The sequence below is a fragment of the Anaerocolumna aminovalerica genome (assembly GCF_900115365.1).
Classification (GTDB): Bacteria; Bacillota; Clostridia; order Lachnospirales; family Lachnospiraceae; genus Anaerocolumna; species Anaerocolumna aminovalerica.
On record NZ_FOWD01000009.1, the window covers coordinates 74,357 to 95,977 of the forward strand.

Below are 21,621 nucleotides of genomic sequence, written 5' to 3' on the forward strand. Positions count from 1 at the left end.
ATTGACAGTTCAAGGTAACAAAATAACTAATTAATTAATATTAAGCTAAAGACTATTTTAAATAAAATGGTTTATTAAGAGTAAGTGTTGTTTCAATTTCGTGGTCACCAACTTTATTTATTACAGTAACATTTTCAATGAGCACTTGATTAGTAAGTACCTTACCCTTAGCGGACTGAATTGGAAGTTCGTTACCATTAGCATCTCTAACTTTTAATGTTTCTACTGCTGCATCTAATGGAGTTCCAATAGTATCAATTGTAAGTTTTTCTACTTTAACTGTAGGAAGTACTTGTGTATCTCTTATTGTAAAGTATGAAGTCTTTTCATCTACTTTATTTGTAATTTCATTATCAAACTTTGCAACTACTTTATAACGTCCAGTAGGCAGTTTTTTAATTGCTTGACCGGATACTTGAGGAGTAGTCTCTACAGTAAGAGTTTCAATTCCTGCACCAGTAACTAATACGTCACCATTTGGTTTATAAACTGTAACATCTTTCATTTCCATATAACTATGAAGTACATTACCTTTATATTTACCTACACTGATGGTAATATTTTTACTATCTAATTTAGTATCTTCATAAATTACTGTATCCAAATTATTTGTTGATAATAAAGGTTGATATGTTGTTGAAGCTTTATCATTAACTTCTAAAACTCTTACTGTTACACCATATCTCTTATTACCTGCTTCAATTGTAAATGCATGAGTTCCTGCATCTGCACCTAAGCCATTGAAGATTATTGTTGTACCTTCTACCCTATGTGAAGGAGGTGTAAGTTTTGAATTTTGTGGAGTAACTAAAATCTCTGCATCTGGAATTTTCACTCCATACTGATCGTTTACAGTAACTTCAATTCTTGCCTTATCACCACCTGTAACTTTATCTGAATTAGAAACAGTTACACTGCCTTTATCTACTGCTATAGAAGCAACGGTTCTCTTATCAGAAACAGTTACTGGAAGTGTCCAACTTGTTTTACCAGTAGTTGCAATAACATATACGCTACCTTTTTTGATAGGATATAATTTACCATCAGCATCTACTGCAAGTACATCACCATTGGATGAACTATATTTAATATCATCATTATTAACATATTCATCGTTAGAACCTTTTACTCTTACAAAGATTCTATAACCGTAATCATCAAGAGCAATTCTTGTATTAGGTGTTACTTTATCCCAGTTTGCTGGCTCATCTTTTGCAATAGTGTATTTTTCATAAGTACCAAAAGTAATTTCTGAAGCATCTACTGCAACAATTGTGCCTTTTACTGAAACGGTAACTTCTTCACCATCTTTGTAAGTCCAAGTATGGTATGTTAGTGTAACATTTGCAATATCACCTTTATTGTATAAAGTGATCTTACCATCATCTGTAGAATAACCAGTCTTAGTATCAACATCCATAGTTACTCTGCTAGCATCAATTATACTTGTAATATCAATGCCATTAGCATCAAATAAAGTATATTCAACTTTTGTTTCTTCACCGAATACAACTTTAGTTGTCTTAAGAGCTATAGATGCAACTTCTCCAACACTTGCTGTGAAGTTGAATGCTTTTTCGTCATAAGTAAGTTTGTATTCTTTCTTATCAGCAAAGCTTAAATAAGTTTCTAAAGTAACAGTTTTTCCATCATTTGAGAATGATAAACCTTTAACTGCTTGAACTGAATGAGTTGAAACTTCTTCAATAGCGAAATCTGAAGCTTTAAGAGTCTCAGATACATCCTTGCTGAAAGTTAAAGAAAGTTTGTTAGCTGCTGTTTGTTTAACACTTAATAAACCATCAACAACTGTTACTTTAACTTCGTCATATTTGTTGTATTTGCTATTGTTTGCTGTGAACCAAGCACCTTTAGAAGCAACTTTGATAGTAGCTTCACCAGCTGCAACAGCTGTTACGATACCAGTTTTTGTATCAACTGTAGCTACTTTTTCATCACTTGAAAAATATCTTAAAGTATCAGTTGAGTTAGCTGGAGTCTTAACTGCGTCAAGATCTTTCTTTTCTCCAACTGCTAATTCGAAATCTTCTGCACCGATGCTAACGCTTGTAGCACGTAATTTAACATCTAAGTCTAATTTGAATGCTTTGATAAGCTTTCCAGTTGATTTCTTGTAAGCATTAACTTTAATTGTAGCTTTACCAGGAGCTACTGGAGTTACAATGCCACCTGTTTGAGTGATTTTAGCGATTTTAGCATTGCTAGTAAACCACTTGTAAGTGTTTGTTTTGTATACATTGTTTAGGCTGTAATCAACCTTTTTGCCCACATAAACTGTTTGTGGAGCTGTTTTTCCGCCTTGTTCAACAATTTTAGTAGCTGCAGCTGCAAATGCTGGTGCAGCAGGAGCAAAGCTCGTAACTACCATTGCTAAAGCAAGACCAGAAGCTAATTTCTTAAAGAAATTTTTCTTCATATTCTTTCTTCCTCCTTAAAATATATGTTTGGAATTATATTTTCTTATGTCCCAAGATGTTAATTATCCGACAAATTCATGAAGGATAACCCCACCCCGTAGACACACATAAATATAATCATTCCAATAACAAGTTGATTATAACAATATTCAAACAAAAGGTCAAGTCTTTTTACCTATATTTTTACTTTTTTGGCAATTTTCCAGTTGGGTTGAAAAATTCGGGTTTTACCTTATTTTTGACACATCTCAGCGGTTTATTATCAAGTCATTCTATGTCAATCTTCTGGTAATCCATTCCAAACGTCTTATATAGCTTTATGTCCTGTTTGTTTGAAGTTTTGTATGGAATTGACTATATCTAAGTCACTCTAATGGAACAAAGGAAGTTTTATTGTCCGCATTATTTTTGACTTGCTTATATAATGCACCTTGATTGTGTCAAATTTATGTCACGGTTTTGTCATAATCAGTTTATTTTCTTGTAATATATTGGGCAGCGTATAAATTAGATTAAATTAAAAAGTTATCTCCATTTCTTTCAGTGAACAGAAATAGGGATAACTATTTATGAAATAACTCATTATTAAAGTAACTCATTATTAAAGTAACTCACTACTAAAGTAACTCACTATTAGAGTAACTATTTTTGATTCCTATAGATTCATTACTTTGAATCTTAGTAACATAATATCCAGATAATATAATATTCGGTATAACGTGCAATATTACATCAGTATATTTTCTACCGTTTCTTGCATCTTATCTTTATCACATACTCTTGTATGAAGCACTGCCGCAGTTTTGATTTCTTCAATTGCCTGAGGAATATCTGTTCCGGATAACTTGCTTAATTCATCTACCAGTTCAAACTCACCCAAACCATCATATTTCATATCAACAGCATTCATCACACTTCTTGCAAACTTATAAGGGCTGGCCGTGGAAGCAATTATTGTTTTGGAAGTATCTCCGGTTTGTGTTCTATACTTGTTGTACACACTGGCCGCTACTGCAGTATGAGTATCGATGACATAGCCGGTTTTCTCATATAGCTTCTTTATAGTTTCTGCTGTTTCTGCTTCAGCAGCATATCCGGCTGTAAATTCCTGCATCCTGAATTTCATTTCTTCCGTTATCTCGTACTCGCCCTTTGTACTTAAGGCTTTCATAAGTTCCAAAGTCTTATCTGCATCCTCTCCTGCAATTTGGAAGATGAGCCGCTCTAAATTACTGGAGATCAAGATATCCATGGAAGGTGAGCTGGTTAGTATAAATTCTCTATTCTTATTGTAGATTCCTGTTTGGAAGAAATCGAATAATACTTTGTTATCGTTAGAAGCACAAAGTAGTTTGCCTATTGGTACCCCCATACATTTTGCGTAATATGCAGCTAAGATATTACCAAAGTTACCTGTTGGTACTACTACGTTAATCTTCTCACCTTCTGCAATTTCTTCATTCTTATATAGATTTGCATAGGAATATACGTAGTATACGATTTGAGGCACCAGACGGCCAATGTTAATGGAGTTGGCTGAGGAGAATTGATAGCCTTTCTCCTTCAATTTTGCTCCAAGCTCTTTATTGTTAAACATTGCTTTTACGCCGTTCTGGGCATCATCAAAGTTTCCTCTGATGCCAATTACATAGGTGTTATCACCCTTTTGGGTTACCATTTGTTTTTCTTGTACTACACTGACTCCGTCCTTAGGATAGAATACGATAATCTTGGTTCCTTCTACATCTGCAAATCCAGCTAAAGCTGCTTTGCCGGTATCTCCTGAGGTTGCAGTCAGGATTACGATTTCATCCTGTACCTGATTCTTTTTAGCCGCCGTGGTCAATAGGTGGGGAAGGATGGACAGTGCCATGTCTTTGAAGGCTATGGTTGCACCGTGGAATAATTCCAGGTAATATGCCCCATCTGCTTTTACCAACGGTGCTATTTCCTCTGTATCGAACTTAGAATCATAGGCTTTCTCAATACAGGATTTTAGCTCTTCTTCCGTAAAGTCGGTCAGAAAAAGTTTCATCACTTCGTAGGCTGTTTGTTGGTAATTCAGGTCAGACAGTTCTTTCATAGATAGTTCCAATTTGGGAATAGACTTAGGTACGTATAAACCTCCATCGTCAGCCAGTCCCTTTAAGATGGCTTTGGAAGCTGTAATGGGTTCACTATTGCTGCGTGTACTTTGATACATAAGATTCATAGTTATTCATTCCTTTTGATTATTTATATTTATTTATAAGTTTCAATAGTTTAGCGTGTTAAATTCTATGTATTATAACATGTTAATTATGGGAGAACAAGAATTTTTAAATTAAAATTTTGAGAAATAGAAAATACAATAAAATGCCACTCTGAATGATCTGCACTCAGAATGGCATTTAGTTTGTTTAGCGGAAGAATTCATGTCCGCCGTATTTGAATAAGAATTCCAAATTGTTGTCAAACCAGGACATGCTTCTCTTTTCAGCTCTGGATCTTGCTGAGAAGTATAAAGCTCCTTTGGAGTAATCTTCTCCGTCCATCACTCTCTCAATGGCAGTAATGGTATCCTTCGAAACTTTAACGGACCAGTATCTTTGATCTTTAATTGGTGAAAATTGATACGTACCGCCATTTTTTTGGAATACAACACCTTTAACAGTATCCGGGAAGGTTTTACTCTTTACACGGTTTAAAATAACATTGGCTACAAGTATTTTACCTTTGATGTCTTCCCCGGTTGCTTCAGCTTCCACAATTCGTTGTAATACTTCCTGATCCTCTAGTGATAAATTAACAACGGTTTTAAGTTTGCTAGCTGCTTGTGTTTCTTTTGCTGCTTCCCCAGCTTTATTGGATTCGATTTTTTCTGTACTAACTTTCTTTATTTGTTTTTTACTCTTATCCATTTTTGTACTTTTATCAGTTGAACTGCTATCAACCTTGGCAGCTGCTCCTTTTTGGGAGTTTGCCTTTGTATTCTCTGTAGTACTTTCTAATGTGTTATCTAACATTAACCCCTTGGTAAATGGTTTTTTATATTCTTGGTAATTATCTGTTAAATTTAATAGTATGAATGGATTGTTATTCGTTATCTCCTTTGTAAGTCTTTCTACTATATCGGTTCGTACTATTGCTTCATTAGCTGTTTCTTCCTCTATTTCTATGGTTTTTGTAATTGTACTCCCAACAAATTGCATTTCATAATTGCTTGCACCATAGATATAGTCCGGACTAAGTATGAATAAGACCGTAGCCATCATATAAGCGATGACTGCCATACGGTTCTTATGCTTGCCATTCTTGTTTAAGAATATTGTTTTTAGTGATGGCATCTTAACCCTATGAAGAAACGAGTGTATATTTAGCATGCATACATCCTCTTTTCTTATTTTTTTAGCTCAATTGTAGTATGGTAATATTTGATTGTTTTACCATTTTTTACAATTCCTCTTTTAAGCTTTAACAATTATATCATCTCACTTAATGGTGTCAATAAGCTTTCGTTAATTTTGGAACATAATACATATTTTATTTTCCATGCTTTTACATTATGTCGCATTTTAAACAAATATAAGTGTGCTGATATTTATTTTTTTAGTCAGTTTCTCTAATCAGTTTTTAACAAATTGTTAACCATTTATTAAATATTTTACACCGCTTTTTTTCTTTTATTCACTTTTTAATAAGTTTTTTTCTTTTAAGTAATGGAAAACCCTCATTTTAACTGCTTTTCCTTAGTTTTACTCACGTTATAATTTAACATTTATGTAACAATTACGTAATATTTGTTTTTTAGGTCTTATGGCTTACATTGTTGAAAATGCTAGGGAAAAACGAGACTACTTCTGAAGTATATCCAGTTTATTACTTTCTATACATATAGTACGAAAAAATTTTTGATGCTATCCTAACATTGACATTCTATCTGCCTACAGTTTAATATGATAATAATACATTATTTAGAATCAGTGAATTGAGAATACATTCATTTACTTTAAGGAGGAGCATTCTTTGAAACGGGTACAGGGTGTTTACATTGCAAGGAAGAAAAATGGAGATGTCTATTACCGCGCTTCCATTACACACAAATGCAAGCACATTAGTCTAGGCAGCTATTCTAACGAAAAGTCAGCAGGGTTAGCATACGACACAGCTGTGGCTATTTTACGGGAAAATTGTTATAAGATTGAAGATTATAAGGATAGATATGCTTTATCCTTTGATAAATGGATTGTGCTTATTAATCTTAGGGATAATGGCATATATTTTAAAAACCCTATTTATCTGAGAAAAAAATACTTTTTATACTATTTTAATCAGAAAATATTCTTTAAATTTGACGTAGACGACTTATTCTATTATTCAGAACATAAGATCATGAAAAGAGGCGGACATCTTTTTGTTTCTGACTACGGAATGCAGGTAAACATTCTGTCCCGTTATGGCATTAAGAATTTTGCCGTGGCAGGAAGGGATTACCGTTTTGTTAACGGAGATTCTACCGATTACCGGTATGGAAATATTGAGATTGTTAACCCTTATTATGGCGTTACTAAATCATTTATGAAAGGACTGCCGGTATATACGGCTAAATTACATATTAATGGTGATTATATAATAGGAAGATATTCTTCAGAAAAGGAAGCTGCCATTGCTTATAATAAGGCAGTTCATATTATGAAAAGTAAAGGTTTTACCAAGGATTATCCTTTAAACTATATTGATGGTTTGGATGAAATTGATTATGCCCTTCTATATAATAAGGTAAGAATATCTAAGAAGATCAGAGAATATACCATATTCCCTGCTTGAAAATTTCCTCGTATAATGTTATCATTTTCAACACAATAACAAATCATAACAAAAGAAAGGTCTGGAGATAGGTTGAAAAAACAAGTTTTTTCAACCGGCAATTTGTGCGACACAAATTGTGCCTAAGCACAAAAATTGCTGTCGTTATTAAATGGTGCTAAAGCACCGGAATCGAGGTTAATATGTTTACGAATATAAAACTTTTATTGGGAACAGGCGTTGTAATCATAGTGTTAATTCTTTGCCTTGCTTTCTTATTGAACAAGACATTAAATAAGAATAAAAAGAATAGTAAATCCGAGGATTCGGAACTTATCTATATGAAGGATTCCGACGAAGTGATTTCTCCTTCCTCTGAGAATAATGGGGCTTCCATGTCAAATGGTTCTGAAAGCAATACCAACAAGGATTCCGTTGGAACTTCCGATGAGAATTCTGATGCAGATTCTGATGATATTTCAGAAAATGAGACTGATGACTCTGATTCATCTGAAGATTCACCCGAGGAAGATTCCGATGATACATCGCCTGTTAAAGTTACTAAAACTCTTACCATATACTCTGGTAACACAGATCGCATAAAAATTAAGTCTATAGAAGGCAAACCAGAAAATATTACTTATATTTCAGAAGATACCTCTATTGCAGAAGTATTAATTAACGGTCATGTAATTGCTAATCAGGAAGGTACTACAAATATTACCACTTCATTTTCACTAAATGGGGAAGACATGTCCTTCCTAACCTCCATTACTGTATTATCTGGCAGGGTATCTGTTACTGCCTCAGAGGTTACGGTTATGGAAGGTACTTCTTCAAAAATAAAAACTAAAGTCAACAAAGGTGTATTAAGCGGAGTTACTTATGTGTCAGACAATCCTGAAGTTGCAACTGTAGTTAATGACGGTGTTGACGGTATCATAACCGGAGTAGGCCAAGGAACGGCTTCCATTACCGTTACTGCGGATGTATCCGGAACTATTACAGTGAAAGAGGTCTCCGTTACCGTTTCTGCTTTTAATGCAGAAAGTCTTCCTATTCATAATCCGGTAAACGCAGAAAATTTTACAGAAGAGGATGACTGGCAAGGAAGCCGTGTATACTTCGGTGTATTTGAACAGGATAATAAGACCAGCAACGGTAAAGAGCCTATCTTATGGAGAGTCCTTGAAGTAAATGAAGATTCTGCCCTTCTGCTATCAGAATACGGTTTGATTTGTAAAAATATCAACGAGACCTTTGAGGATTTCACATGGGAAACCTGTTCTTTACGAAATTGGTTAAATACCTCTTTCTTAGATATAGCATTTACTACTCTTGAGAAGAAGGCCATCTTAGACAGCAATATTACAACTCCTGACAGTAAATATTGGGGTACCAAAGGCGGAAATGACACCGTAGATAAGGTATTCCTTCCAACTATGCAGGATGTTATGAATCCCGCTTACGGATTCAAAAAAGACATGAAGCCTTCTAAAACCAGAATGTTAAAATGCACTACTTATGCCCGTAAAAATGGCGGATATAAAAATAAGACCAATGGTAATACCTGCTGGTGGCTCCGCTCACCGGCTCTCCATGAAAAATATGCTGCTTATGTATTTACCACAGGTGCTATTACTGCAACCTATTTTGTAGGAAGACGTTACGACGCCATAAGGCCTGCTATTTGGGTCGATTTATCTGCCATACAAATGAAGCAGCCGGCAGAAACCGGGGAGAATGTATATCCTTATATTAATGTAAAAGAATATTAGTATAATATTATTAGAACTAATTATGAAAGAAAGCGAAGAATCTCACATTGTTAATAGATTCTTCGCTTTCTTTCATTACATTTTTATTTTGCAATCTATTTTATTGAGATTAATTCAAAACCTCACATATGTCCATACCTGTGATAATTCAACATTTTTTGCTTTCAGTTTAACCATCAACTAAACCTTTCGTTTTATTTATACTAAACATTTGGTATATATATTTCAATCTCCATTTATAATTCTAACTTATAAATATTAATTATATATAAGTAATTTTAAAAGTAAATAAAATACTACACTTTTTTTCGAATACATGTTATAATATGTGTATATTAATTCTTCTTCCATTTTTCATAGTTTCGGAAAGAGCCACCAGGCGATCTAGTAAGTATTACTTGCAAGATTATTTGGGGGCTCCTTTTTGTTTTAATTTACGTTGTTCCTTTTACTTAATCCTTCTTTTTAAATCTACGTTTTTCCTTCAAAGGATTTAATAATCTGGATGAAAAATATATAAATATCAAGGACAGTACTCCCTGTATTGCTGCACTAATAAAAAACCAATTGCTTTCTATCCAATCAGAGGTAACACCAAATTCTCTTAAAAAGGTTACAAGTCTTGAACCGGTTCCTATCTGATTCTCAATCATAGAAAAGCAGGTCATGGCAGGATTAACCAGCAAAATTAATATCCAATATCCTGCATCAGGGGACTTACGTATATAATCTGTTTGAGTAACCAAAGCTGCCGCTTTCATATCCTTTAAGATTACTATGGCGGCTATTATGAAGAAAGTTCCCAATGTCAGAAATAACAAGGCTCCATAGGTAGATACGGTAGCTGCTGTGGTTTTCTTAAATAAGCAGGAGAAAAATATTCCGATACTTCCTATATATATGGCAGTAATAATAATTAAGGCCATGAACTCTAGCAGATCCAGGAAAGTAACTCCTCCTATAGAGAATACCAAGGATATAATGGGCAGACTGGAGAATGCCAATAGAATCATAATGCTGATAGAGGACGCCAATTTACCTAATATAACCTGCATGGGTGTTAATTTACTTGTCAAAAGAATGTCTAAGGTTTGTTTTTCCCTCTCCCCGGATATGGAACCTGCCGTTAAAGCAGGTACGGTAAACAGTACCAAACCAAACTCTACTGCTGCAATAATAGCGTAAAGTTCTAAAACCTTTGCATAGTTAACGGTTCCACCATATCTGCTGCCATATTCAAAGGTTGCATAGAATGCAAATAGTCCGAACAATGCCAACAACCCATTATACCCTAATATAATCAGCGCAGTCTTAATGGTGCGGACACCAATTCTTAATTCTTTTTTATATACCGGGTTAATTTTCATGGGAGGACTCCTTTCTGTATATAGGTTTCCATATTAGTATTAATAGCTTTAGAATCAGATCTGCATTTATTATGCTTCGCCGGTATCTTGTTCTGTATGTCCGGTGATTTGTATAAATAAAGATTCCAAGTCACTTTCTTCCCTTGAGAAGTAATTTACATATGCACCATTCTTAATCATGTCAGTGAGCAGCATGGCTTCTTCTTCTTCATTTCCTTTGAATAATATAGATACACTATTATCCCGAATGGTTATGTTATCAACAAGTTCATTCTCTTTCAGAATTTCGATGGCTTTTTCCTGACCATTTACAAACCGCATCACTAACGGACTAGCCGTACCGCGGGTTGTCATAATTTCTTCCACCGTGCCTGTCACCATCATCTTCCCATTCTCAATAATACCAATGTTGGTACACATTTGAGCCAATTCCGGAAGGATGTGGGAACTGATCAGAATGGTTTTGCCTCTTTTATTAAGCTCCTTGATAATTTCTTTCATATCATATCTGGCTCTAGGATCCAAACCGGAAGCAGGTTCATCCAGTATCAGGAACTCCGGATTATGAATCAGGCTTCTGGCAAGGCATAACCTTTGCTTCATTCCTCTGGACAGGCTGTCCACATAGCTATCCGCCTTATCGGATAAGCCTACCAGATCCATAAGTTCCAAGCTGAGCTTTCTTGACTGCTCTCCCTCAATTCCATAGATAGAAGCATAGAACTCCATATATTCCTTAGCTTTCAGGTTATCGTAAACTCCAAAGAAATCCGGCATGTAGCCTATTCTTTCTTTAAATTCCTTAATATGCTCTTTTTGTTCTATTCCGTCCAAATAAACTTGGCCGGAGTCTGGCCTTAGTAATCCGGCTACTATCTTCATGGTAGTTGTCTTTCCGGCTCCGTTAGGTCCTACAAAACCGAAGATTTGGCCTTGGTCTATGGTAAGATTTAAGTTATCCAATGCGGTAAATTTACCGTATTTTTTTGTAAGATTCCTAATTTGTAACATGATCTGCCTCCTTCCAATAAGAAATGTACGGCAAAACTACCTGGTATTCATTAGGAGTCAGCCCGGCTTCATACCGGATTGTGACTTTATTTTCATCTGTTATATAAGAGCTTACATCATCTAACCTTCCAAACTTTCCTGTGGTAAATACCAAATCATAAGTTCCGGTTCTATAATTTAGAAAGTAGATATCCCCACTAAAATTACTGGAATAATCTTTTTTCACTACTTGATTTCGGTTTTTTAAGTATTCAAAAGATAAGATCTTTTCATCAGGGGGCAGCTGATATTCTAAGGTCTTCATTCCATTTTCAAGAGATTTATAATTATAATATTGAGTCTCTCCTATCTCTTCCACCTCTTCAAAAGGAGCAATAGAAGGTACAAAGGTCTTTCCCTCCTTCGTGTGATCCACATCAAATGGCACAGAAAGAGCTTTTGTTCCATATGCATCCATCTGCTCAGCTAATTGGCTGATTACACCTTGTTCAGCATCTCCTTGAATAAATCCAATGAGAAAGTTTTCCTTGGAATGCCCTTCCATGCTGGGTTCTAACAGGTGATACAAGACGTTGTTCCGGCGGTTTACATCTGCTGTGTTATCCGACAGCTTATCTGTTCCACCTGAAATACGGTTTATGATAGTAGTAGTATATAAATCATCTCTGGATATAAATATCTGGGATTCTTTATCTTTTATATCAATAGTTTCACCTTGCTTTATGGTTCCGATATTAATTACAAAACCATCACACTTTAATAAGGCATTGGTTATATCAAATTGAAATCCATTGGTTATACTTCCATACACTTCATCTCCCTCATAGTGAATATCCAAAGTAATTTTATTTTCAAAAGAGTAATGATTCTTGGAATAATAATATATTGGCGTAAAGGCAGCATTACGGTTTACTTCCAAGGTTGTTTTTTCAGTTCCGTAATTAATTGCTGTCAGATATCTGTCCAGGTTTGGTTCCGTAGCTTTGCGATTACTATACATATATCTGCTACTGCTGTCACTTAGTTGAACTACTTGATATTTGTTATCTATATCCACTTTGTATCTATTGTTATAAGGAGCAGTTAATGCGAAATAAACATTATCCTGCACGATATTTTCCTCTTCAAAAGAGAGTATCTCAACGTATCCTACATAAGGTTCATTAATTCTCGTATCAGAACCTACCACGTATACAAGAGCAGTAAATATAAGAGAAAATGATGGTACCAAAATCCAGGTCAGGCTCCTCTTATCCAGTTTCTTTAAAACTATAAATAATACCGGTCCCACTATAATTACATAGATTGCTAAAATAGCAATATACTTTCCGACTTTAGGAATATTTTCAGTGTCCACATAGGACATGCCGTTGTATAGATTATAATCCACATAGTTTCCATAGAATTCATTATTCAACTGAGTACGTTTCGTACTGCTTATATTCTTCATAACAGAATAGAACATGGCAATTCCAAAGGATTCTTGTTCCCCTTCCACACCCATATCCAAATTAAACAATTGCACATTTCCATATCCAAATGAACTGACTTCCATTAAGATATGTTTTTTTTCCATTACCTTTGGTACTCCATCTTTTATTGAAGCATGAATTATATTCTTACGAATAGGAACAATCTTTAATTTATCCAACAGATTCTGCACCCAGCCGGAAGGACCTAAGGCGACTGCATCTTCTGTGGGAGATGAGCCTTTTTCCGTGGCTGCGGAATAACCGTAATACATAGCTTTATTTTGTCTTAAGGTTTCTGCTAATAGTTTATTTGCCTCATCATATTTTATAAGGTCTCTTTTCAGCCGATCCAGAATCTCCTCATTCATTCCGAATGTCAGCTTATATTCCTCAAGTTCTTCCCAATATTGTATGGAGAATATATCCTGGAACTTTGCTAATGTGTCTTTTGCATATTCTCCGGTTCCCAGCACTAAGGTTCCGCCATTGTAAACCCATTGTTGGATGGCTTTAATTTGTAAATCGCTTAAACGGTTAGTATCAAATTGATTCACTATGATAACATCCAAAAGATCAAGTCCAAGGTAATCTTCTGCCAGGTTGTTTTCATCAAGATAAAAAACTTGGGATCCTACTTGGTGGGTGTAATCCAATTTGGCAGCATTTTCACTTAATACTCCAACATAGATGTCTTTTTGATAATTCCCAATCTTTATGCCAATTTCCTTTTCCACTACAGATTTCCCGTCATCATCCAGCAGCTTAACATGTAAGATTCCCGTATCATCTGTTAAAGGTATATTTATAGATATATTCTCTGTTACATCGGATTCCACCGTTACTTCTTTACGATAAAATACGTTATTATCTAATTTAGGCGCTATTACCTGAAACCATCCGTGAAAGTCATCCCCTTCGTTGGTAACATCTGCACGGACATTCATATACCTACCGTATTTGGCATACTGATTGTAACCATAATCAATGGTCATAGATATATCCCCGGAATAAACCGACAACTGATTCTGGGCTTTATTCTGAAATTTACCTGCTACTTTTATGGATAATCCCATAAAGGTAACCAGGATAATGCCCAAGGCGATTATAATCCATATAAGCTTCTTTTTATGCCAATACTCTTTCATAGAAACTCCCATCTGCGTGCTTTAGCACGCATACAAATCAAGATGTACTTATTTTCTACATTTATTACTTTCATTCTTTTTGAATTTTCTCATCCAAGGTCACTTCGAACACTGTTCCATCAAAGTTACTCCTTGCATAAATAGTTCCTCCATGCATTTCAATAATGCTTTTTGCAATGGCAAGGCCTAATCCGGTTCCGCCTGTTTCACTGGATCTGGAACTTTCCACCCGATAAAACCGTTTAAATATATTCTCTATATCTTCCTCTGGGATCAGTCTTCCGTAGTTGATAATATCAACCATCACCTTCCCATTTTCTTTCCATAATTTAATCTTGATTCTTTTTCCATCTTTACCGTATTTAATAGCATTACTGATTAGGTTCGCTATTGCTCTGGATAGCTGATTTCCATCCGCCATAACAATAGCCGAATTAACATTTGTGGTAAATTCATATTCCAATCCACTGTCTTGAAAACTTGGATAGAATTCATCCACCAGCTGATTCATAAACTTCACCATATCCACATCCGTATAGTCCATAGCAACTTCACCGAAGCTTACGTTGGTATAAGCAAATAAATCTTCAATTAACTTCTCCAATCTCTTTGACTTGCTATAAGCTACTTCTACGTATTTTTGCTTCACTTCATCATCAATATTTTTGCCCGTTGAAACCAAATCCAGATAACCTATAATAGATGTTAAAGGCGTCCGTAAGTCATGAGCAACACTGGTAATCAACTCATTCTTTGCATATTCGCTTTTTCGGTTATCTTCAAATATCTGATTCACATCTGCAGCCATCTTATTGATTTTGTCTGCAATAAGGGTGAATTCATCTTCGCTGTCAATATTTATTTTAGTTTTAAAGTTTCCTGCGGATATTTCTTGAATGCCCCAAGAGATTCGTTCCAGATAAACTATGAATTTCTTAGTTAACAGCAGGAAATAGACCGTAAATAATATAACTCCTATGGTCAACGCCAAGGTAACCAGAACGGGCACCATGTCGTTTATAGAGCCCATAGTTTGCCTGCTGTTCTCTGCAGCAGCTCCGTAGCCTGGAATCTGCTGATTGACGTAAGGAAGTGAATTTGTTGTCCCATTCCTTATTGCTTCGGAGTTAAGCACTTTTTCCCGAACTCCATCATTATGAATAATGTTATAAATGAGATAGATTCCAAAAAACAGTGCTGCTTCCGTTAATATTGTATAAATCAAACTAAGTAGACTGTATAGAACTATCTCAAATCTAAAACTTTTAAATATGCTATTTTTCAATTTTATATCCAACTCCCCAAACGGTTTTTATAATTTGTGCATTACGGGAATCCATTTCTATCTTCTCTCTCAATCTTCGGATGTGTACCATTACCGTATTATTGGCTTCAAACATTTTCTCGTTCCAAACTCGTTCAAATATCTCATCTGTACTAAATACTCTGCCCGGATTAGAAGCAAGGAGATGTAAAATATCAAATTCGATGGGGGTTAGTTTTACCTCTTTGCCATAGGAGATTACCCGATGATCTTCTTTATTGATAATCAAATGATTGACTATAATTTCTTTTCCAGACTTCTCTTCATGAGAATTTGGATTAAAAGTGGTATATCTTCTAAGCTGTGATTTTACCCTTGCAGTTAATTCCAAAGGATTAAATGGTTTAATAACATAATCATCTGCTCCTGTACTAAGCCCGATAATTTTATCCAGATCCGCAGACTTGGCGCTTAGCATAATAATGGGAATGGTGCTATTCTTCCGAATGGTCTTACACATGTTTAGACCATCAATTCCCGGCATCATAATATCTAATATGACTAGTTTTATATCTTCTTTTTCTAATATATCGTAACCTTCTTTAGCACTATAGGCCTTAAAGACTTGGTATCCGTCGCTGACCAAATGAATCTCTACCAGCTCTGCAATTTCTTTATCATCATCCACTACCAATATGCTAGTCTGTCCCATGGGTTTCCATCCTTTCATTTAAATATTCAATAGCTCCATTATATTGATTTAATATGTATTTGACAAGTATTTACCATTCTTATCTTTGTACCAATTATTTCCATTATACAATTTGTAGAGTTTTCCTCTAATATGTATAAATATACTAGCATAATTGCTGGAAGAAGTCTTTAATTTTTTCTTAAGAAAGCTTGTGAATTGCTTTACTTTAGCTAACTTTTGAATAACATAAAATACAATGTTTAAATAACAGAAGAAAAAACACTTGCATAAAGCAAATGTTTTCTAATTTATTAGTTACTCAAGTATTCTTTTTTATTAAACTTTATATCCTGAATTATACGATGTTACCGTTTTCCCGGTATTCTCTCCAAACTGTTTCAAAGAAGTTATCTTCCATTGGTAAAGGCCGAACCTGCCGCCAGGTACAGATACATTCCTTGTTTTGATACAATACTTCTTGAATCTGATTATTTTTTGAGCCATCATCTATAGTAAAGTTAAAGATATCCGGCAGGAAGTCATATGGTTTTTTGCCTGATTTATCAGAGTATAAAGCAGAACCTCTGCTTTTACCACCATGTTTCACATAGTCGGTCATGGCAGATAAATACACATATTGACTGGTTAATATATCAAAGAGCCGGTATACTTTTCTTAGCTGCTTTTCTTCTTTTACTTTAATCAATGCACTAAATTGATTGATTTCCGTCAGCACTTCTTTTGTTATTTTCTCAATGGATTCCTCTGTTCTGATTGCAGCCCCTGCCTGACTCATACGTTTTGTGGTATGTTTCCACATATCATCTATATTGTCTTCCGTAGTAATACAGCTTTCTCCAAGACGAATGGTCTCTTCTACCTCTTTTTCTACAACCTTTAAAAATTCTTTTGTTGATTCAGAGTCACCCTGTCTGTTTCTTGCTATATACTGAGCAGCTCTTACCGCGCCAACCTGACCTGCATTGAGTGCTGTTCCTCCCGGTCTGTAAATACCATGACTTCCGCTTACTTCTCCGGCTGCAAAGAAGCCTTCCACATTGGTCTGCCACCAGGCATCCGTAGATAAACCTCCATTATTATGCTGAGCGCAAAGTGCAATTTCTAACATTTGATTTTCCAAATCGATTCCTTTATTCCTGTAAAAATCTACAGCCGGCTGATTCATATGAACCATTCTATCATAGGGGGTTCCAAAGGTAGCACCGGCCCTTTCAAGATATGTTCTTGCTTCATCGGTTAATTGGCTAAAATCTATTTCACTTTTACCCGGATTCTCTCTGAAATCCAAGAACACACGTCTGCCTTTTAAGCAGGTTTCTATGTAAACCAACAAGTCAATTATGGAAGAGCCTCCATCAATTTTTCTTACGTCAAAGGGCCATTGATAACCCTTTAAAAATACTTTACTTAATAAATCATATTTATCCTGGAAATAATCAAATAAGAATTCTCGTTCATCTCCACCCTCTTCATCCGTTGAGACGAATCTTGGTATTACCTGCATATAGGTTCCGGATACATTCCAGCGTGGTTTTACAGAAGCTAATCCGTATTGCCATTCTGTTAAATTCTTTCCTTTTACTCCTGCCTGGAACGCTAAACCAGAAGCACCATAGTGGCCGAAAGGATAAGCAGAGTCTGAATACATCCCGGCAGGTCCCCCTGTTGCATAGATTATATTCTTTGCATTAAAAAGTACATATCGGTGGGATTTGTCTACGGAATTCAAATTTAGGCATAAGATGCCATAAAATCTATTATTTTGGGTCAATACACGTATACACTGCATTTTATCATGTAGGGTAATGTTTTTATCTGACACGGCCTTTTCTAAGCATTCTGTCATAACCTTTGATGTATAAGGCCCTACTGAAGTTGCTCTCGTTCTTGGATCATGATCGGTTTTATAACCAACATATTCTCCATAGCGATTTCTTGGAAATGGAACTCCCAGTTCCACTAACTTATAAAAACTCTGAGAAGATAATGCTGCTTCGCAAAGAGCGGTATCACCATCGACACATCCACCTTCAAATAGAGTCTGAGCCATTTCTGCAACGGAATCAGGATTGTCTCCTGACATGGTTAATTTGTAATAAGTTTGTTTATCTGAACCAGTATTTCGGGAAGTACCAGCATTTTTATTCTCAGTTATGATTGCCATATCAGTTTGTCCATACTGATATAAGCGGTCTGCTGCATTAAAGCCTGCTGCACCAGTTCCAAGAACAATGGTATTATAGGAATATACCTCAACTGGATAACCGTTTATTTCTACTGTTTCCTTTTTCATATGACGCCTTCCTTTCATTCTTCTAAATTAATTTTAGAAGTTTACAATCTGCGGATATGGAAACCGCCGTCTAAATCAATATAGTTTCCTGTTGTATATAAGAACTTGCCAGAACAAAATGCAGACACTGCATTGGCAATATCTTCTGGTGTTCCCCAACGTGCAATAGGAAAATTACCATTTTCAAACATTTTGTTATACTTTTCTTGTACGGTAGAAGTCATATCCGTAGCAATAACACCTGGACGAACCTCATGAACAAAGATATCTTCTGATGCCAAACGATCTGCATATAGTGTTGTTAACATTGATATTCCTGCTTTAGAGATACAATATTCCCCTCTTTGTGTGGAAGATACAACAGAGGAACAGGAGGAAATATTTACTATGGTCCCTTTTGATTCAAATACTTTTTCTTGTTTAATCATTTGATTAGCAATAATCTGGGTCAAGAACATAGTACCTTTAGTATTGATACCAACCACTCTGTCAAAGCTTTCTTCTTCCATCTCTAATAAATCTTTTCTTTGTATAGGTGCTACTCCTGCATTATTTATTAGTATATCTACCCTGCCGAATACCTTAAGTGTTTCTGCAAGTAATTTTTCTCTGTCTTCCTTTTTATCAATGCTTCCTTGTACATAGTGATAATCTATATTTAAAGAATCTAATTGGCTTAAATTATCCTCATATTTTTCTTTTGGCTGTGTAGCTAGGATTACTACATTGCATCCGTCTAATCCTAATTGTTTGGAGATACCAAACCCAATCCCACGACTTCCGCCTGTAACTATAGCTGTCTTTTTCACTAGTTTACCTCCATTTTTTCATGTTTCATAATTTATTTTTCATATATTTGCAAAATGTCAAAAGCCCTGTTTAGACGGGACCTTTGACATTGTTTCTTTTTTATGGTTCTATAAGAACTTTAATCGCTCCTTTTTCCCTGCTTAAGCAAGTTTCAAGAGCTTCTTGAAGTTGGTCCAATTGGAATTTATGTGTAATTAATTTTTTAAGTGGTATAGAATCTGCTACGCTTAAAGCTACAGGGAAATCCCAGCAATATCCTTGTGAACCTTGTATTTTTATCTCATGAGTAATAAAACGAGTTGCCGGAATAGTTATATTTGGATTCTCAAAGATCCCAATAATGGTTGCCAATCCATTTTTCTTAACGCTCATCATTGCCTGAATAAAAGTTGCTTCTACCCCCACGCATTCAAAGGATTTATCCATACCGTAACCATCCGTTAGTTCATTAACTATCTGGCATACATCTTCATTCTTTGAATTAATGGTTCTTGTAGCTCCCATTTCCAGGGCCATCTGCAATTTTGCATCATTATGGTCTACAACCACCACTTCAGTAGCACCGGATCTTCTGGATAAGGCAGCAATAAGTATACCAATGGCACCGCTTCCTATTATGATTACTTTTTCTCCAAGCTTTACCCCGGCTCTTCTTACTGCATGAGTAGCAACTGATAAAGGTTCGATCAACGCTCCTTCATCATAGGACATAGAATCCGGAAGCTTATAAACATATGGCTCCTGTACAGTAATATAATGAGCCATTGCGCCATCTCCGTTTCGATAAGTAAAGCTTATATTTTCACAATAGCCATAATTACCGGTACGGCATGCCAAACATTCACCGCATACCAAACAAGGTTCTACCGTAACCCGGTCACCTGCCTTAACATTCTTTACCTGACTACCTACTGCTATAACGTCACCTGAAAATTCATGTCCGATTGTTACCGGTAATGGCGCTGATGGATGTTTGCCTTTAAATATATGTAAATCACTTCCGCAAATACTGCTGGAAACAATTTTAATTAATACTTCTTTTCCTTCCGGATTCTTTAATGTCTTTTCAAGAAAATCCACCTTGCCTGGTTCTACAACTCTTCCGATTTTATTTATTAACTTATCCATAAACTCTCCCATCTAGGCGGCTGGTATCCAATTCCTTTATCTATCAGCGTTTTTAGCATCAGCCTTTTCCCTATATTCTTTGTAGAGCGGAGCATATTGTGCTGCATCTTTTATTACACAACCTGTACGTCCATGATCACGCATAATCTGTGTACACTTACTGCATGCGATACAACATTTCTTCGGGTCCATAGCTTCTGTTCTAAAGATATCCTTTGGTGCATCGGGATATGCAAATGCTTCACGTCCCAGTCCAACTAATGAGCAGGAACCATCCTGAATATTTGCAGATCCAGCATATGGCAGGAATTGACGCAACCAGCTATATCCATTACCAATTACAGGAACAGTAGAAACCTTTTGAATCTGTCTTGTAAAATTGAATAATCTTGCAATACTTTCTAATGGATGTTCTGGTGGTACTTCTCCTCCAATGATAGCGGAATCAAATGGACGGGTAACTTGTGGGAATCTATAGTATGGGTTACCTGCTGAGTTGCTTAATAAGTCAACTCCATTCTCACATAATAATTTTACTAGTTGTAATGGCTCAGTAAAGTCTTCTTTTGTATAGTCATCTTTATCTACTCCAAAGCCATATGGATATGGATGATAATCGAATACATTGAGTCTGCATGCTATAATAAAATCTTCACCAACAGCTTTACGAACTTCTTTTACGATTGTTAATAACAAGCGTATACGATTTTCGAAGCTTCCGCCGTATTTTCCTTTTCTTGTATGGCTGGCTAAGATTTCAGATAACAGATATCTATGGCAGGATTTAATGTCAACACCGTCAAATCCAACTTCTTTTGCAAGTAAAGCAGACTGAACATATTTACCAACTAAACTGTCAAGATATTCATCTGTTACAACGGGATAGTCATTAGTAATCCCTACTCTGGGATCTAATAATGGATCATGCTGCGCAATCATAGGAGCTCCATTGTCTGCCGGACGGGAATATCTTCCTGAGTGAGTTAATTGTAAGATATTAAGTGGTTTGTGATCACTTCCACAGGAATCTGCAGCAGTTTTTTTGCAAACTTGAATTAATTTCGCAAATTCACCTTTGTTTTCTTTGGTAATCATCATTTGCAAAGGATTTGCTCTGCCTTCTTGTACCACTGCATTTGCTTCCCACCATAGAAGTCCGGCACCGCCAGCGGAGAAACGTTCATATCTTCTATATACTAATTCCGATGGACTTCCGTCAGGATTACTGTCGCAGCCTTCCATTGGAAGAATTGCAATAGAGTTTGGAGCTATTTTATTACCTACCTTAACTGGTTTTTTCAAAGGTTCAAGATTGTGGGATAATGTAATATCCACTCCTAGTTCTTCAATCTTTCCTTGGATTTCTTCCATTGTTTTAAAGTTAAATTTTTCAAATTGTGACATATTAACCTCGA

General features: G+C 35.6%; 14 protein-coding genes. 2 read left to right on the forward strand and 12 right to left on the reverse strand.

Translation table 11 applies throughout. The features are described 5' to 3' along the window. Nucleotides 1-52: 52 nt before the first annotated feature. From BM183_RS07035 to BM183_RS20970, 3 genes are all read right to left on the reverse strand, one after another. Nucleotides 53-2,437, reverse strand: a complete 2,385-nt coding sequence (locus BM183_RS07035; protein WP_091685605.1) for an Ig-like domain-containing protein — start codon at nt 2,435-2,437, stop codon at nt 53-55. Nucleotides 2,438-3,165: 728 nt separating this feature from the next. Then, the gene (gene thrC, locus BM183_RS07040; protein WP_091685607.1) at nt 3,166-4,650 is read right to left on the reverse strand and encodes a threonine synthase; all 1,485 of its coding nucleotides are present in this window, start codon (nt 4,648-4,650) and stop codon (nt 3,166-3,168) included. A gap of 187 nt (nt 4,651-4,837) precedes the next feature. Then, the gene (locus BM183_RS20970) at nt 4,838-5,800 is read right to left on the reverse strand and encodes a cell wall hydrolase (RefSeq protein WP_242960906.1); all 963 of its coding nucleotides are present in this window, start codon (nt 5,798-5,800) and stop codon (nt 4,838-4,840) included. Between the two features lie 643 nt (nt 5,801-6,443). Between BM183_RS20970 and BM183_RS07050 the strand changes: the two genes are divergently transcribed. Both BM183_RS07050 and BM183_RS07055 read left to right on the forward strand, forming a co-directional pair. After that, nucleotides 6,444-7,244: a hypothetical protein gene (locus tag BM183_RS07050; protein ID WP_091685609.1), complete on the forward strand. Its 801-nt coding sequence runs from the start codon at nt 6,444-6,446 to the stop codon at nt 7,242-7,244. A 182-nt stretch (nt 7,245-7,426) separates the two neighbouring features. After that, nucleotides 7,427-9,001: a DUF6273 domain-containing protein gene (locus BM183_RS07055; RefSeq protein WP_091685611.1), complete on the forward strand. Its 1,575-nt coding sequence runs from the start codon at nt 7,427-7,429 to the stop codon at nt 8,999-9,001. A gap of 452 nt (nt 9,002-9,453) precedes the next feature. Here BM183_RS07055 and BM183_RS07060 read toward each other — a convergent pair whose 3' ends face one another. The 9 genes from BM183_RS07060 to BM183_RS07100 form a co-directional block, all read right to left on the reverse strand. Then, nucleotides 9,454-10,368 (reverse strand): ABC transporter permease, encoded by a 915-nt coding sequence (locus tag BM183_RS07060; protein WP_091685612.1) that lies wholly within the window; start codon nt 10,366-10,368, stop codon nt 9,454-9,456. Nucleotides 10,369-10,437: 69 nt separating this feature from the next. Further along, nucleotides 10,438-11,379, reverse strand: a complete 942-nt coding sequence (locus tag BM183_RS07065; RefSeq protein WP_091685614.1) for an ABC transporter ATP-binding protein — start codon at nt 11,377-11,379, stop codon at nt 10,438-10,440. Beyond that, nucleotides 11,366-13,996 (reverse strand): hypothetical protein, encoded by a 2,631-nt coding sequence (locus tag BM183_RS07070; protein WP_091685615.1) that lies wholly within the window; start codon nt 13,994-13,996, stop codon nt 11,366-11,368. Before BM183_RS07070 ends, BM183_RS07065 begins: the two co-directional genes overlap by 14 nt. Before the next feature lie 70 nt (nt 13,997-14,066). Further along, nucleotides 14,067-15,281, reverse strand: a complete 1,215-nt coding sequence (locus BM183_RS07075; RefSeq protein WP_091685617.1) for a sensor histidine kinase — start codon at nt 15,279-15,281, stop codon at nt 14,067-14,069. Further along, nucleotides 15,271-15,972: a response regulator transcription factor gene (locus BM183_RS07080; protein WP_091685618.1), complete on the reverse strand. Its 702-nt coding sequence runs from the start codon at nt 15,970-15,972 to the stop codon at nt 15,271-15,273. The genes BM183_RS07075 and BM183_RS07080 overlap by 11 nt, the downstream gene beginning before the upstream one ends. Nucleotides 15,973-16,309: 337 nt before the next feature. Continuing rightward, on the reverse strand, nt 16,310-18,268 hold the full coding sequence (locus BM183_RS07085; protein ID WP_091685620.1) for an FAD-binding protein: 1,959 nt from the start codon (nt 18,266-18,268) through the stop codon (nt 16,310-16,312). A 41-nt stretch (nt 18,269-18,309) separates the two neighbouring features. Then, nucleotides 18,310-19,077 carry a 3-ketoacyl-ACP reductase gene (locus BM183_RS07090; protein ID WP_091685622.1) on the reverse strand — a complete coding sequence of 256 codons (768 nt, stop codon included), beginning with the start codon at nt 19,075-19,077 and terminating at the stop codon, nt 18,310-18,312. Between the two features lie 100 nt (nt 19,078-19,177). Continuing rightward, nucleotides 19,178-20,206: a zinc-dependent alcohol dehydrogenase gene (locus BM183_RS07095; RefSeq protein WP_091685624.1), complete on the reverse strand. Its 1,029-nt coding sequence runs from the start codon at nt 20,204-20,206 to the stop codon at nt 19,178-19,180. Nucleotides 20,207-20,242: 36 nt separating this feature from the next. Next, the gene (locus BM183_RS07100; RefSeq protein WP_091685626.1) at nt 20,243-21,610 is read right to left on the reverse strand and encodes an oxidoreductase; all 1,368 of its coding nucleotides are present in this window, start codon (nt 21,608-21,610) and stop codon (nt 20,243-20,245) included. Between the last annotated feature and the right edge of the window lie 11 nt (nt 21,611-21,621).